Source organism: Bifidobacterium phasiani (assembly GCF_019331775.1).
Taxonomy (GTDB): domain Bacteria; phylum Actinomycetota; class Actinomycetes; order Actinomycetales; family Bifidobacteriaceae; genus Bifidobacterium; species Bifidobacterium phasiani.
Genome location: NZ_JAHBBD010000008.1, coordinates 18092 through 31640 on the forward strand (window position 1 = coordinate 18092; position 13549 = coordinate 31640).

The following is a 13549-nucleotide window of genomic DNA, read 5'->3' on the forward strand; positions in this document are numbered from 1 at the left end:
GTATTGGGACGATGCCATCATCGGGCTTGGCCGCGGAGCCGGTCAAGACCGTGCCGTGGGAGCCACGGCAACGCTTCCCGCGCATGCGACGGGTCCGGTAGAGTGATGCCATGGGAGAAGCAGCAGGGGGAACCATACGCCTCGCCGTCGTGGACAACGATCCGTACTCGTTGCGTGGCCTGACGGCGGTCATCGGCCGCATGAGGGAATGCACGGTGCTGTGGCGGACCGAGCTGGGTACCGATGCGCTGCGCCGGTGCATGGACCCGAAAACTGCTTCGTTGGACGTGATGATCGTCGACATGTCGTTGGACGACATCTCCGGCATCGAGGTATGCAGGCGGGTCAGGCGGCGATGCCCCGGCATCGGGCTGGTCGGGGTCACGGCGTACTCCCCGGAGCGGTTCCTCTCCGATGCCGCGGCCTGCGGCATGCAGACGCTGATCGAGAAAAGGCACGTGTTCGAGCGGTTGCCGCAGGCGATCAGACTCGCCGCGCAAGGCAGGGCCATGCAGACCGATGCGGCGGAAGGATACGGAATCCGCTTCCCGGATGTGGACGGGTGTGTCGGCCAGGATGTTCGGACCGCCGGATTCGAGGCGGAGGATATCCCGCAGCGGCTGTCCTCGCGGGAGATGCAGACCATGAGGTGCTACGCCCAAGGCTGCTCCACGGACGAGGTCGCCGCGAATCTTGGGGTGAACGCTACCACCGTGTATTCGTATCAGAAACGAGCACTGAACAAGCTGCACGCCCGCACGCTTCCGCAGGCGGTGTGCATGCTCGCCAAAAAGGGGCTGCTATGAGGGGGATCGTCGGCCTGCTGCCGGCGGCACGATGGTTCGGCTGCGCGGCGGTGGTCGTCGGTCTGCTGGGTCTCGCGCAGGTCATGACCATCGCGACGGGCAGCGTGGCGGTGGAGACGCTTCCCACGGCGACCAGCGTCGCGTTCTGTCTGATCGTCATGGCCATGTCGTTCTCGTCGACGGTCGCGCCCTGGGGCGTGGTGCTGCTGTGGTCGCTCGCCGACATCGCCACCGTGGTCCACAGCGGGGTCGTGCAGTGGGTTCCGTCGACCTGCATGACCGCCGTCGCACTCGCGGCCGGCCGGCTCGCCTATCGGCGCGCATGGTGCGGTGCGCTCGCGGCATGCGTTCCCACGGTTTCCGCGACGCTGCTGACCGCGGGACAGGGGGCTTCGCTCATCTGGACGGTGTCCACGTTGCTGCAGAACGCCGCATGGTACGGTGCCGCGGCGGGCGTCGGCATGCTGCTCGCCCGGTACCGTGCGCTGCTGCGGGCGGAGCGGCGTCGCAAAACCCAGGCCATGCGGGAGGAGATCATGATCCGGTTGCACGACTCGGTAGCCAACGACCTGTCCTACGCCGCCGCGTTGCTGCAGCGGGCGCAGACCTCGGACGGGGAGGTGAACGATGCGATGACCGATGCCGGATCGGCCGTGCACCACGCACTGGAGCGGACCCGCGACGCCATCGAATGGCTGCAGACGGCGGAGGATGGGCGGTCCGACGACGGCGATGACGGGACCGCGACCCGGGGCGTGTCCGGGCGGCGTGACGGGGCCGGTTCCATTCGCACCGTCATGGCCGTCGGCGACGAAAGGCTTTCGGGCCTGGGGTTCATCGGGCAGTCCGTGCTGCTCTGCGATGACGGGGATTGTCCCGATGACCGGGATGCCGCGTTCCTGGTGCCGTTCCTACGCGAGCTGTATGGGAACATAGCCGGGCACGCCGATCCGAAGGGCGGGTATGCGGTATCGCTGGCATGCGGCCCGGCTTTGTATCGGGTGTGCGTATCGGACGAGGCGGCGCGGCGTGACGGAGCCGGCGAAGGCCGCCGCGGCGACGGGAAACCGCACCGTCACGGGTTCGGTCTGGAACGGTACCGCCGGCGGATCGAATCGGTCGGCGGAACGTTCCGGGTCGACCGGAGCGACGGCGTGTGGACGATGCTCGCCGTCATTCCGCGCGCATCTGCCGGCGCACCTCGAGGATGCGCTGGACGACGGTGATCGTGCCGAGCACGGCCAGCAGCGTCATCGCCGCGGCGAGCACCTCGATCCGGCCGGACAGCCCGGTGGCGGCCATGCCGATCAGGATGATCGCCAGGCGGTCGGCCCGGGTGGCGACGCCGTTCTTCGCCTCGCAGCCCACCGATTCGGCACGGGCGCGGGCGTAGGAGGTCACGAACGAGGTCATGATCGCGTACAGCGCGACCGCGGTGATGTACGGGGTCATATAGTCGGGGGCCGAGGTCTCCGCCGGGTCGTACCACAGGTCGTTGTGCAGGTTGACGTACAGGATGACGCCGGCCAGCGTCGCCCAGTCGGCGATGCGGTCGAGCGTGGAGTCGAGGAACGCGCCGAACCTGGTGCCGCCGTCGGTCAGCGCCGCCACCGAGCCGTCGAGCGAGTCGAACAGCACGAGGATCGTCAGCATGAACGCGCCGGCGAACAGCCAGCCGGTCACGCCGGTCAGCAGCGCCACCACGATCGAAAGCACGGAACCGACGACGGTCACGGCGTTCGCGGAGATGCCCAGCCGGACGCACAGCCTGGCGATCGGCTCGATAATGCGCTTCCATCCCCCGCGGAATCGTTCCAGCACGGTTCTCCTCCTCATACGGTCGTCAAGACTCCACCACCCTACCATCCGCCCCGGCGCGCGCCGGAAAACCGTATGCCCCGCGGGAATCGGGGCATACGGCCCTTCGGAGCGGCGCTCAGGCCGCCGGCAGGCGGAAGTCGGGGGCCAGGCGCTCGAAGGCCTCGGCATAGGCGGCGCGCTGGTCCGACAGCAGAATCGGCATCGTGCGGGTCTGCGCGACGATCGGCATGAAGTTCGCGTCGCCGTTCCAGCGCGGCACGACGTGCTGGTGCAGATGCGCGGCGACCCCGGCGCCGGCGACCTCGCCCTGGTTGATGCCGATGTTCCAGCCGTCCGGGCGCGAGACCTCCTTCATCACCGTCATCGCCAGCGTCGTGGCCTTCTCGAACTCGAACAGCTCGTCGTCGTCCAGGTCGGTGATCAGGCCGACGTGGCGGTACGGGCAGATCATCAGATGCCCGACGTTGTACGGGTACAGATTCATGATCGCGAACACGTGCGTGCCGCGCCACGCGATCAGCCCGTCCTCGTCGGACTTCTTCGGCCCCGCGCAGAACGGGCACTCCTTGCTCTTCGGCTTGGTGACCCTGCCCTCGTCGTTGCGCAGCACGTAGGTCATGCGCTGTGGCGTCCACAGCCGCTCCACCGTGTCCTCCGGCGGCGGGAAGGCCTCCGGATCGTCCACCCGCGGCTCCCCCGCCGCGCGCCCGGATTCCATCTGCCCGTCCCGGGTTCGTTCGTCAGTCATCGCTGCCTCCTTCGTCGACCATCGTCCGTTCGTATTCGCTGGCATCCGCCATCCTCAATGATATCGGCGTCCGCCTGCCGCCCCCCCGAGGAACCGGCCGATGCTGCCCGGGCAGCCTGCCCGATGCGATGCCGTACAGTGTGTCATCCGCTGCTTGCGAGCAGCCGAGAACACACCGCACGGCGCGATGCCCTCGGAAGCAGGCGTCCGGGGCTTGTTCCCCTCCGGCGCCGTCCATGCACGATCCGCCCGTCATGACACAGCGGGCCGGAGCGCGCATGCTCCGACCCGCTGTGGCGATTGCGGAATCCGACCGCGATTATTCGGCGTCCTCTACGGCTTCGGCGATGCCGACCGCGGCCTTGAAGTCGTCCGCGGAGTTCACCTGGACGCGCTTGCCGATGACCTCGAGGATCCAGGCGCGGGCCTGGTCGACCGGCACGCCGTTGAGCTGGCTGCCGTCGCGGAAGCGGAAGCTCACCGCGTTCTTCGACATGTCGTCCTCGCCGACGATGAGGATGAACGGCACCTTCGACTTCGAGGCGTTGCGGATCTTCTTGCCGAAGCGGTCGTCCGAGTAGTCGATCTCGCAGCGGACCATCTCGTCCTCCAGGGACTTGACGAAGCCGGCCAGATGCGGGGCGAACTCGTCGGCCACCGGGATGCCGAGCACCTGCACCGGGGCCAGCCACGCCGGGAACGCGCCCGCGTAGTGCTCCAGCAGGATCGCGAAGAACCGCTCGATCGAGCCGAACAGCGCGCGGTGGATCATCACCGGACGCTGGTGCGTGCCGTCGGCCGCGATGTACTCGAGGCCGAAGCGCTCCGGCAGGTTGAAGTCGAGCTGGATCGTCGAGACCTGCCAGGTGCGGCCGATCGCGTCGCGCGCCTGCACCGAGATCTTCGGGCCGTAGAACGCGGCGCCGCCCGGATCGTCCACGAGCTCGAGGCCGGACTCCCTGGCGACCTCGGCCAGCGTGGTGGTCGCCTCCTCCCAGATCTCGTCCGATCCGACGAACTTGTGCTCGTCCTTGGTGGACAGCTCCAGATAGAAGTCGTTCAGGCCGAAGTCCTTGAGCAGGTTGAGCACGAAGGTCAGCAGGTTCTTCAGCTCGTCGCGCATCTGCTCGCGGGTGCAGTAGATGTGCGAGTCGTCCTGCGTCAGGCCGCGCACGCGGGTCAGGCCGTGCACGACGCCCGACTTCTCGTAGCGGTACACGGTGCCGAACTCGAACAGGCGCAGCGGCAGCTCGCGGTAGGAGCGCTGGCGCGAGCGGAAGATCAGGTTGTGCATCGGGCAGTTCATCGGCTTGAGGTAGTAGTCGACGCCCTGCTTGACGATGTTGCCGTCCTCGTCGCGCTCCTCGTCGATGCGCATCGGCGGGTACATGCCGTCCTTGTACCACTGCAGGTGGCCGGAGATCTCATAGAGGTGGCCCTTGGTGATGTGCGGGGTCTGCACGAAGCTGTAGTGGTGCTTGCGGTGCATCTCGCGCGAGTAGTCCTGCATCGCGTTGATGATCGCCGCGCCCTTCGGGTGGAACACCGCCAGGCCGGGGCCCAGCTCCTCCGGGAAGGAGAACAGGTCCATCTCCTGGCCGAGCTTGCGGTGGTCGCGCTTGGCGGCCTCCTCCATGCGCTGCGTGTAGGCCTTGAGGTCGTCCTTGCTCGCCCAGGCGGTGCCGTAGATGCGCTGCAGCATCGGGTTCTTCTCGGAGCCGCGCCAGTAGGCGGCGGCCGTGCGCTCGAGCTTGAACGCCTTGATGTAGCGGGTGTTCGGCAGGTGCGGGCCGCGGCACAGGTCCTTCCAGACCGTGTTGCCCTCGCGGTCGACGTTGTCGTACATGCTCAGCTCGGCCTGGCTGACCTCGGTGGCGGCCTCGGGGTCGAGCGCGGCCTCCTTGTCGCCGATCAGCTCCAGCTTGTACGGCTGGTCGGCCTCCTCGGCGCGCGCCTCGTCCTCGGTCACCGTGCGGCGGCGGAACGACTGGGAGGACTTGATGATGCGCTGCATGCGCTTCTCGATCTCCTTGAGGTCCTCCGGGGTGAACGGCTCCTTGACGTCGAAGTCGTAGTAGAAGCCGTCCTTGATCACCGGACCGATGCCGAGCTTGGCGTCCGGGCGGATCTCCTGGACCGCCTGCGCCATGACGTGCGTCGCGGAATGGCGCATGATGGCCAGGCCGTCCTCGCTGTCCAGCGCGATCGGCTCGACGACGTCGCCGTCGTGCAGCGGCGTGTACAGGTCGCGCGGCTCGCCGTTCAGCCGGACGGCGATGATGTTCTTGTCGTCGGCGAAGAGCTCGACTCCGGTGAGGCTTGCATCCACCTCCTTCCGTTCGTCGTCGATGATGATGGAGATGGTCTGTTCAGCCATGGGATGTCCTTTACTATCGGGGCCCGCGGTACCAATGTGCAGGCCTGGACGTGTGCAGTTGACGGTTGACACGATATGAAATGCGCGAGACATCCGGCGTGGGCCGCCCCGGTTCGCGTGTTGTCGCGTTAGCTGTGGCGGATTTCGGGCATTGCAGCCATCCATATGCGTTACGTGAGGCATCCCGGGGGCGATGTCGCGGGTATGAGCCGTGGCACGGCAACGCCCGTACCCGCGGTCGCCGCGGAATAGTGCCTCACGTAACGCATATGGATGGCTGCCGGGCTCCGAATCGACGGCAGATAGTCGAGATGGGACCGGGCGCGGGAACGTGGTGCCTGGGTTCCCTGCGGGTTCTGCCGATGTCTTGTGCGTCGTGGCGTCGTGCCCGACGTGGAGTGTCAAGCGCCTGGGTGTCGGAGAAGACCACCGAGCCATCACTGGCGCGACCGGTGGTCTCGGTCGTCGTGGGGTATCGCTCGTCGTGCCGGTGGCTATCGCGGTCCGGTTGTCATGGGCCGGTTGCCGGGGGCCGGTTGCCGTCGGCGTCGGTTGTGGTTGGTAAACAACGGGGCGACTGCGTTTTAGCGGACGCTGGGCGATCCTCAGTGTCGGTTCGGTAGCACACGTATCGCCCCAAGTGCTACCGAACCGACACTCGGATGAAGAGACGTCCTGGGCGCGTATGCCGAGCCGCCCAGGCCGGCATCGACGCCAGTGGGCCGGGCTCGCATCCCCGTCATTTCGGGACGGACCGGCGGATCGTGCCGGAATACGCGATGAGGGCGCCGTCTCCGGCGCCCTCATCGACTGGTGGGCGATACAAGATTCGAACTTGTGACCCCTTCCGTGTCAGGGAAGTGCGCTACCACTGCGCCAACCGCCCGGTCGCATGAAAAAACCGCCACGCCACCTGGCATGACGGCCAATCATGGAGCGGACAACGGGACTCGAACCCGCGGTCTCAACCTTGGCAAGGTTGCGCTTTACCAACTAAGCTATGTCCGCAAAGAATCCCACCGTGAGAAGCAGGACTCCGTGGGTGATGTAGGAATCGAACCTACGACCCCTTCCGTGTGAAGGAAGTGCGCTAGCCGCTGCGCCAATCACCCATATTCATTTATATATAACGGAGCGAACTCCGTAGTGGGCGATACAAGATTCGAACTTGTGACCCCTTCCGTGTCAGGGAAGTGCGCTACCACTGCGCCAACCGCCCGGGTCTGCGTCTCCTCGGCGGATTCGCATCCGCTCCGGAGAGGTGGGTACGAGAGTCGAACTCGTCTATACGGCTTTGCAGGCCGCTGCCTAACCGCTTGGCTAACCCACCGTAAAGGTCGTCAACTCTTCGGACCTTAGAGCGGACAACGGGACTCGAACCCGCGGTCTCAACCTTGGCAAGGTTGCGCTTTACCAACTAAGCTATGTCCGCGTGTGTCTTCCGCAGCGTTCCCGCTGCCTGAGCACGAGTAACTACTATAACGACGCCGGTGGAGTTTGGCAAATCCGCGTGTCGCGCGGTGTGTCACGGGGGTGGTGATACCCCGTAAACCCTTGTCCCGCAACGGTTTTCGGCGTTGTACGCCATGTGGGCGGCAATGGCGCCAAAAATATCCGCATCGACATCGGATTGGGCCGGTCGACCCATCCCGATCGTTCGGCCGGTCGATGGAGTCGGCCGATGGAGACGGAACGGACGGTCCTGCCGGTGCGGCGTGCGCCGGCACGTTCCGTGTCGACGGAATCGGGCGCGCGGTCGGTCCGTCCGCGCCGGCCGTGCGCGGTTCATGTCGCGGGGCGCCGGTGCGGACGACGGCGGGAACGCCGGCGGGACGGCGGATGAAGCATCCCCCGCATACCGTCCGGCGCCGCTGCGGAGACGACAATGACGGCCTGGCGGCGACAACGGGGCCGTCGGGCGGGCCGCGCCGACGGGGAGGTCGGCCCGCGCGCCCGCCGCCGCCCGGAAGGGCATGTCGGACGCTCCTCCGGCGCCGTCTCGCCGCCACGGTCGCCGGCCGCGCCGATGCGCCCGCGGAGGCCCGTGGGCGCCCGCGGGAGGCCCGGTGGTCTCGTCTGCGCCGCCGGCCCGCGGGCCGCTCCGACCGGCCGCGCGGTACGCCGGGGCGCATCGCGGCTCGGGGGCATCGGACGTGGCCGCCGCGCCCGCCGTCCCGCGGCCTCGCGGAAGATTCACCAATGGCATAAGCTCGCGGTTTCCCGGCGCTCCGGTTACATTGGAGGCATGAGCGGAAAAACACGAACGACCGTCATGCTCGCGGCATTCGAGGGGTGGAACGATGCCTGCCAGGCGGCCACCGACGTGGTGCACCACCTGATCTCGGCCTACGAGTCGCGTGAGGTGCGGCACATCCGGTGCGACGGCTACTACGACTACCAGGTCGCACGCCCGATGTCCTGCCACGTGCAGGGCCGCCGGCGCATCCTGTGGCCGCAGACGACGTTCTACGACATCGCGGTCACGCCGGACACGCACATCCTCGCGCAGATCGCGCCCGAACCGAACTACCGGTGGCTGGAGTACTGCCGGCAGAGCCTGCACATCGCCGAGGAGTTCGAGGTCGACCGTGTCATCACGCTGGGGGCCATGTTCGCCGACTGCCCGCACACCCGCCCCCTGCCGCTGGACGTCTCCGACGGCGCCTGCCAGTGCGACATGGACCGCGAGTACAACGGCCCGGTGGGCATCCCCACCGTGCTGGACGCCAAGGCCCGCGAGAACGGCTATGACGCCACGTCCATCTGGGTCTCGATCCCCCAGTATCTCGGCTCCGACCAGTGCGCGCAGGCCACGCTGCGCATGCTGGAGGCGCTGTCCGGTTGCCTGGGCGTCGCGCTGGACGCCGGCGACCTGCCGAAGAAGGCCGAGCGGTGGGCCGCGCAGGCGTCGGTGCTGGTGCGCTGCAACGACGAGCTCGCCGACTACGTGCGCCGTCTCGAACGCGACTACGACCTGGAGGCCAAGGCCCGCGAGGTGGCCTCGCTCGGCGCCCCGCAGGCCGAACAGCTGGTGCGCGAGGCCGAGCAGTACCTGCGGGACTTCGGCAGCTCCTGACGGTGCGCGCTTTGCGTGGCCTCGCGCGTCCGGTCGGTCGCCGGCGGCCCCGGACGCACGAATGCGGGGCGTGGACGGCGTACCGACAACGGGGGCGTGCGGACGACCGGATATGCGCGGGCGGGCCGCGACCCACACGAGGGTCGCGGCCCGCCCGCGCATATCATCCGATCGTCGCGATACGGCGACCGGTTCCGCTAGGCCGCCACCGCGGCCTCGATCGGCGGCAGCACGCCGGCGATGAGCAGGATGGCCACCACCACGGCGAGCCCGATGCGGTAGATCGCGAACGCCTTGTAGGAGAACGTCGACACGAACTTCAGGAATCCGATGATCACGACGTAGCCCACGACGAAGGCCACGATCGTGGCCGCGATGGTCGGACCCCAGCCCGGGAACATGCCGGCGTCGCCCGACCCCAGGTCGCGCACGGCGCTGATCGTCTCCAGGATGCCGGCGCCGAAGACGGCCGGGATGGCCATGATGAAGCTCACGCGCACCGCCGCCTCGCGCGTGTAGCCCATGGCGCGGCCGAAGGTGATGGTGCCGCCGGAGCGCGAGACGCCCGGGATCAGGGCGAGCATCTGGCCGACGCCGAACAGCAGCGCGTCCTTGGCGGACATCTCCTTGATCGTCTTGACCTGCTTCGAGCGGGCGTCGACGATCCACAGCAGGACGCCGAACACGATGAGGACGGCGACCGTGATCCACAGGTTGCGCAGCGTGGTCTCGATCGCGTCCTTGAACAGCAGGCCGCAGACCAGGATCGGCAGCGTGCCGATGATGACGTACCAGCCGAGGCGGGCGTCGCGGTTGTGCGCGCCCATGCGGGAGCGCCAGTCCCTGCCCTCGCGGCCGAACAGGCAGCCGAACCAGCCGGTGAGGATGTTGTAGATGTCGCGGCGGAAATACAGCAGCACCGCCAGCTCCGTGCCCAGCTGGATGATCGCGGTGAACGCGGCGCCGGGATCGGATCCGAGCATCAGGTCCCCGATGATGCGGATGTGGGCGCTCGACGAGACGGGAAGGTACTCGGTCAGCGCCTGCACCAATCCCAGAATGATGGCTTCGAAGAAGTTCATGACCCCTCATGTTTCTCTTGTGGCTTGCAGTACCGACACCCCAGACTACCGCCAGGCGGCAACCACGGGTCCGCATGGCCGCGAATTGTCGCACAGCACGCACACAATGAGACCGGACGCGGCGCACGCGGCGCCGCCGACGGCAGTGCGCCGGGCGTCGGAAAGGTACGGAACATGGCGACATATCACAAAAGCAGGGCGTTCTGCCCGAAGGGATTCTTCGAATGCGAGGGCCGCGGCCTGCAGTGGCTGGGCGCGGCGCATGCGCAGGGCGGCCCGCGCGTCGTGGAGGTGTACGGCTGGGGCGAGAACCATCTGGACATCGAGCGGGTGTCGCCGTGCGCGCCGACCCGCGAGGCGGCGTTCGCGTTCGGCGCCGCGCTCGCCCGCATGCACGACGCGGGCGCCGCGTACTTCGGCTCCGCGCCCGACGGCTACGAGGGCACCTGCTACTTCGGCCCGCTGCAGGACCCGGTGCCGATGGACACCGGCGAATGGACCGATGCGGCCACCTACCTGGCCGAAGGGCGGCTGCGCCCGATGGTGCAGCTGGGCATCGACCGCGGCGAGCTGCGCCGGTCGGACATGGAGCTGACCGAGCGGGTGATCGAGGCGCTGCCCGAACTGCTCGGCCGCGCCGCCGACGACAAGCCGGCGCGCGTGCACGGCGACCTGTGGAGCGGCAACGTGATGTGGACCGACGACTCGGGCTCGTGCGAGGCCGTGCTGATCGACCCGGCCGCGCACGGCGGGCACCGCGAGGAGGACCTGGCGATGCTGCACCTGTTCGGCATGTCGAACCTGACCGAGATCATCGAGGGCTACCAGTCGGTGCACCCGCTCAAGGCGGGGTATCCGGAGCGCCGCACGCTCTGGCAGCTCTACCCCATCGCCGGCCACTGCGTGTTCTTCGGCGGCGGGTACGTCAGCGAGTACCGCGCGATGTGCCGCTCGCTGCTGCGCTGAATCGGGCCGCACGCCGCCGCGCCGAGGACGCGGGGCTGCGGGGATGCGCGAATACGACGACGCCGTGCGCCCGGGAATTCGGGACGCACGGCGTCGTCGTATGGCCGCCGGCGTGCGGCGGCGCCGGCTTCAGCTCAGCGCGTCCTTGAGCTTCGAGAAGAAGCCCTTCTTGGCGCCGGACGTGGGCCGCGAGCTCTGCGCGACATGCGTGGCGCCCTCGTCGTGGCTGGCGGCGAAGCGTTCGATCAGCTCGCGTTCGTCGTCGCTGAGCCTGGTGGGGATCTGCACGGTCACATGCGCCACGAGGTCGCCGCGTTCGCCGTTGGAGCGCAGCCTGGTGACGCCCAGGCCCTTGAGCGTGACGGTGTCCTCGGGCTGGCAGCCGGCGGGGACCTCCACGGTCTGCGGGCCGTCGAAGGTGTCGATCTCGAGGTCGTGGCCGAGCACGGCCCAGCTCATCGGCACCTGGATCCAGCAGTGCAGATCGTCGCCGTTGCGGGTGTACTGCTTGTCGGGCCTGATGTGGATGTCGACGTACAGGTCGCCGGCGGCGCCGCCGCACTCGCCGACCTCGCCCTGGTTGGCCAGGCGCAGGCGCGAGTTGTCGTTGATGCCCGCGGGGATGTTGACCCCGACGGTGCGCGTGGTGCGCACGCGGCCGTGGCCCATGCACGAGGCGCACGGATTGGCGATGATCGTGCCGTGGCCCTCGCAGCGCTCGCAGGGCGCGGTGGTCATCATCTGGCCGAGCATCGTGCGCACGACCTTCTGCATGTAGCCCTGGCCGTGGCAGTCCGGGCAGGTGGTCGGCTGCGCGCCGCCGACGGAGCCCGAGCCGCCGCAGTCCGGGCACACGCCGAAGGTGTTGATGCGCACGTGCTCGGTGCCGCCGAAGACGACGGTGCGCAGGTCCACCGACGCCGAGGCCAGCGAGTCGCGGCCGGGCTGGGTGCGCGGCACGGGCCGCTGCCCGCCGCCGGCGCCGAACGCGCCGCCGAAGAACTGGCCGAAGATGTCGCCCATGTCCCCCATGCCGAAGCCGTCCGCGCCGAAGCCGCCGGCGTTCGGGTTGTTCGGGTCGACGCCCGCGTCGTACATGCGGCGCTTGTCCGGGTTCGACAGCACCTCGTAGGCGTTGTTGACCTCTTTATACTTGTCCTCGTACTCGGGTCCGGCGATGTCGGGATGGTACTTGCGGCTCATCTTGCGATAGGCCTTCTTGATCTCCTCGTCGCTTGCCGAGCGGTCGACGCCCAGCACTTCGTAGTAATCTGCCACTGGTTTCGTTCCTTCATGTTCGGATGTCCGCGAGCCATTGTGCCACAAGGCTGGGTCAGGACCGCGGACCGTCCTCGTCGTGGGCGAGGAATGACGTCAGGTACCGCGCCACCGCGCGCACCGCGGCCATCGTGTTGGCGTAGTCCATATGGGTCGGGCCGATCGAGCCGACGAAGGCCACCGGGTCTCCCCCGGCCTGCGCGGCCGGCCCCGCATCGGCCCCGCTCTCCCCGGACGGGCGCGCGGCGCCGGTGTGCCCGTAGCCGCTGGTGACCACCGAGGCGTGCATCAGCCCGGGCGTGTGCGTCTCCGAACCGATGGCGACGCTGACCCCGTCGGCCTGCGCCTCCTCGCTCAGCGAGCTCATCAGCTTCATCAGGACCACCTGCTCCTCGAGCGCGTCGAACAGCGGCGCCAGGTCGGCTACGGTGCGCTGGTGGGCGAGCCGCGAGGTGCCGGCCATGTACAGCTCGCTGGTCCTCTCGTCGTCCGCCATCGCGTCGAAGGCCCGGGCCAGGGCGTCGACCAGCGGCGCGATGGCCCGCCACCGCGGATCCGCGGCCATGGCGCGCACGGCGTCCGCCGCCTTGGACAGCGGCAGCGCGCCGCACTGGGCGTTCACGGCGGACGAGAACGCCGACAGCGTCGCCGTCTCCGGCAGCGAGCCGATGACGAGCAGGTGCTGGGCCACGCGGCCGGTGTCGGTGATGACGACGGCCAGCAGCGTCGTCATCGAGACCGGGACGATCTCGACGTGCCGCAGCGTGGACTTGGCCAGCGAGGGCGAGGCCACGACGGCGACCTGGCCGGTGATCTGCGCCAGCAGCCGGGCCGCGCGCTGCAGCGTGTCCTCGAGGCTGGCCGAGCCGGACAGGAAGCTGTTGATGCCGCGGCGCTGCGCCTCGGACAGCGGCACGACGGTGGCCAGCCGGTCCACGAAGTACCGGTAGCCCTTCTCCGTGGGGACGCGCCCCGCGGAGGTGTGCGGCTGGATGAGATAGCCCTCGTCCTCGAGCGCCGCCATGTCGTTGCGGATCGTGGCGGAGCTGACGCCGAGGTCGTGGTCGCGGGCGAGGGTCGTCGAACCGACGGGCTCCTGCGAGCGGATGTAGTCCTCCACCACGGCGCGCAGCACCAGCATGCGTCGTGACTGCGTCATGCGTGCCTCCTTGGCTCCTGTCGCGATATGGTGTGTCGAACGGGTTCGGCGTGTCCTGCGTGTCGCGATGCGTGTCTTGTTCCGTGCCCATTGTATTAGCACTCCGCATATTTGAGTGCTAATTCGTTCGTCCCCGGTGAACGCGGAGTGAAATGTGAGCGCTAACGGAACGGACACGGCGAAAAATCGCGGAAAATACGGGTTCAGGTCGGCTGCCGAAGCTAGGATGTAAGAGC

General features: G+C 68.2%; 10 protein-coding genes and 6 tRNA genes. 4 read left to right on the plus strand and 12 right to left on the minus strand.

From position 1 onward, the window contains the following. Nucleotides 1–110: 110 nt before the first annotated feature. Together KIH73_RS04700 and KIH73_RS04705 are read left to right on the plus strand one after the other, a co-directional pair. The gene (locus tag KIH73_RS04700; RefSeq protein WP_219081094.1) at nucleotides 111–806 is read left to right on the plus strand and encodes a response regulator transcription factor; all 696 of its coding nucleotides are present in this window, start codon (nucleotides 111–113) and stop codon (nucleotides 804–806) included. Next, nucleotides 803–2032: a sensor histidine kinase gene (locus KIH73_RS04705; protein WP_219081096.1), complete on the plus strand. Its 1230-nt coding sequence runs from the start codon at nucleotides 803–805 to the stop codon at nucleotides 2030–2032. The genes KIH73_RS04700 and KIH73_RS04705 overlap by 4 nt, the downstream gene beginning before the upstream one ends. Here the strand turns inward: KIH73_RS04705 and pgsA are convergent. From pgsA to KIH73_RS04750, 9 genes are all read right to left on the minus strand, one after another. Further along, nucleotides 1980–2627: a phosphatidylinositol phosphate synthase gene (gene pgsA / locus KIH73_RS04710; protein ID WP_219081098.1), complete on the minus strand. Its 648-nt coding sequence runs from the start codon at nucleotides 2625–2627 to the stop codon at nucleotides 1980–1982. The genes KIH73_RS04705 and pgsA overlap by 53 nt on opposite strands. A 115-nt stretch (nucleotides 2628–2742) precedes the next feature. Continuing rightward, a complete protein-coding gene (locus tag KIH73_RS04715; RefSeq protein ID WP_236022590.1) occupies nucleotides 2743–3375 on the minus strand; it encodes an HIT family protein in 633 nt (210 codons plus the stop codon). Between the two features lie 319 nt (nucleotides 3376–3694). Then, complete coding sequence (thrS, locus tag KIH73_RS04720; RefSeq protein WP_219081100.1) at nucleotides 3695–5752, minus strand: threonine--tRNA ligase; 2058 nt, start codon at nucleotides 5750–5752, stop codon at nucleotides 3695–3697. A gap of 811 nt (nucleotides 5753–6563) precedes the next feature. Then, nucleotides 6564–6638, minus strand: a tRNA-Val gene (locus KIH73_RS04725). 46 nt (nucleotides 6639–6684) lie between these two features. Then, nucleotides 6685–6760: transfer RNA gene (locus KIH73_RS04730), tRNA-Gly, on the minus strand. Between the two features lie 31 nt (nucleotides 6761–6791). Then, nucleotides 6792–6864 (minus strand) — tRNA-Val (locus tag KIH73_RS04735). Nucleotides 6865–6899: 35 nt separating this feature from the next. After that, nucleotides 6900–6971 (minus strand) — tRNA-Val (locus tag KIH73_RS04740). 40 nt (nucleotides 6972–7011) lie between these two features. After that, nucleotides 7012–7082: transfer RNA gene (locus tag KIH73_RS04745), tRNA-Cys, on the minus strand. 29 nt (nucleotides 7083–7111) lie between these two features. Next, nucleotides 7112–7184: transfer RNA gene (locus KIH73_RS04750), tRNA-Gly, on the minus strand. An 840-nt stretch (nucleotides 7185–8024) separates the two neighbouring features. Here KIH73_RS04750 and KIH73_RS04755 point away from each other — a divergent pair. After that, nucleotides 8025–8828 carry a PAC2 family protein gene (locus KIH73_RS04755; RefSeq protein ID WP_219081203.1) on the plus strand — a complete coding sequence of 268 codons (804 nt, stop codon included), beginning with the start codon at nucleotides 8025–8027 and terminating at the stop codon, nucleotides 8826–8828. A gap of 197 nt (nucleotides 8829–9025) precedes the next feature. On the opposite strand, the gene KIH73_RS04760 is transcribed toward KIH73_RS04755, so the two are convergent. After that, entirely contained in the window at nucleotides 9026–9910 is an 885-nt protein-coding gene (locus KIH73_RS04760; protein WP_219081102.1) for an undecaprenyl-diphosphate phosphatase, read from the minus strand. Between the two features lie 174 nt (nucleotides 9911–10084). Between KIH73_RS04760 and KIH73_RS04765 the strand changes: the two genes are divergently transcribed. Beyond that, complete coding sequence (locus KIH73_RS04765; RefSeq protein ID WP_219081104.1) at nucleotides 10085–10876, plus strand: fructosamine kinase family protein; 792 nt, start codon at nucleotides 10085–10087, stop codon at nucleotides 10874–10876. 129 nt (nucleotides 10877–11005) lie between these two features. On the opposite strand, the gene dnaJ is transcribed toward KIH73_RS04765, so the two are convergent. Together dnaJ and hrcA are read right to left on the minus strand one after the other, a co-directional pair. Continuing rightward, on the minus strand, nucleotides 11006–12154 hold the full coding sequence (gene dnaJ, locus KIH73_RS04770) for a molecular chaperone DnaJ (RefSeq protein ID WP_219081106.1): 1149 nt from the start codon (nucleotides 12152–12154) through the stop codon (nucleotides 11006–11008). A gap of 55 nt (nucleotides 12155–12209) precedes the next feature. Then, nucleotides 12210–13313 carry a heat-inducible transcriptional repressor HrcA gene (hrcA, locus tag KIH73_RS04775; RefSeq protein ID WP_219081108.1) on the minus strand — a complete coding sequence of 368 codons (1104 nt, stop codon included), beginning with the start codon at nucleotides 13311–13313 and terminating at the stop codon, nucleotides 12210–12212. Nucleotides 13314–13549 lie beyond the last annotated feature (236 nt).

Bases quoted from the DNA above. Each gene is read 5' to 3' on its own strand.
- KIH73_RS04700 (WP_219081094.1), top strand. From the start codon at position 111: ATGGGAGAAGCAGCAGGGGGAACCATACGCCTCGCCGTCGTGGACAAC.
- KIH73_RS04705 (WP_219081096.1), top strand. From the start codon at position 803: ATGAGGGGGATCGTCGGCCTGCTGCCGGCGGCACGATGGTTCGGCTGC.
- KIH73_RS04715 (WP_236022590.1), bottom strand. From the start codon at position 3,375: ATGACTGACGAACGAACCCGGGACGGGCAGATGGAATCCGGGCGCGCG.
- thrS (WP_219081100.1), bottom strand. From the start codon at position 5,752: ATGGCTGAACAGACCATCTCCATCATCATCGACGACGAACGGAAGGAG.
- KIH73_RS04755 (WP_219081203.1), top strand. From the start codon at position 8,025: ATGCTCGCGGCATTCGAGGGGTGGAACGATGCCTGCCAGGCGGCCACC.
- KIH73_RS04760 (WP_219081102.1), bottom strand. From the start codon at position 9,910: ATGAACTTCTTCGAAGCCATCATTCTGGGATTGGTGCAGGCGCTGACC.
- KIH73_RS04765 (WP_219081104.1), top strand. From the start codon at position 10,085: ATGGCGACATATCACAAAAGCAGGGCGTTCTGCCCGAAGGGATTCTTC.
- hrcA (WP_219081108.1), bottom strand. From the start codon at position 13,313: ATGACGCAGTCACGACGCATGCTGGTGCTGCGCGCCGTGGTGGAGGAC.